Annotated in this window: 2 protein-coding genes; both read right to left on the reverse strand. The window is 42.9% G+C overall.

All coding sequences use genetic code 11. The annotated features are described in order from the left end of the window. A partial coding sequence (locus EYQ95_RS26295; protein WP_165924874.1) for a DDE-type integrase/transposase/recombinase occupies window positions 1-343 on the reverse strand: 343 nt, incomplete at its 3' end. An 18-nt stretch (window positions 344-361) separates the two neighbouring features. Then, window positions 362-571 (reverse strand): integrase zinc binding domain-containing protein (locus tag EYQ95_RS26560; protein ID WP_165924875.1); only part of this gene is annotated, 210 nt, incomplete at its 5' end.

Raw genomic sequence — 571 nt, forward strand, 5'->3', positions numbered from 1 at the left:
CACAAGCCCGTAGCATGTCCTCTAAAGTCTGTATAGTTCGCTCTGACTGGCCATCATTCTGAGGATGGTATGCAGTGCTGAATTGCAACTTAGTGCCCATAGATTCGAATAGGGTCTTCCAAAACCTCAAAACAAATCTGCTATCTCTGTCGGAAGTGATGGAGATGGGCTGTCCATGTCTGCTGACTATCTCCGTCACAAATAAATCTGTAAGTGGTGCCATGTGCATCTTACTCCCTGTCTTCATAGGAATGAAGTGAGCAGACTTCGTAAGACGATCTACATTAACACAAATAGCATTGTTCCCCTTCTTGGTAGTAGGCAAACCAGAGATGAAATCCATGGTGATGTGCTCCCACTTCTACTTTGGAATGTCCAATGGTTGTAACAACCCTGGAGATTTTTGGTGTTCTACCTTAATCTGTTGACAAGTGAGGCACCGAGATACAAAAGCTGCAATCTCTCGCTTTATGTTATTCCACCAGAATCGGTTCTTCAAATTTTGGTACATTTTTGTACTTCCAGGATGCATGGAGTATCTCGTGTTGTGAGCTTCAGTCATAATTTCATT

The organism is Lysobacter sp. N42 (assembly GCF_004344885.1).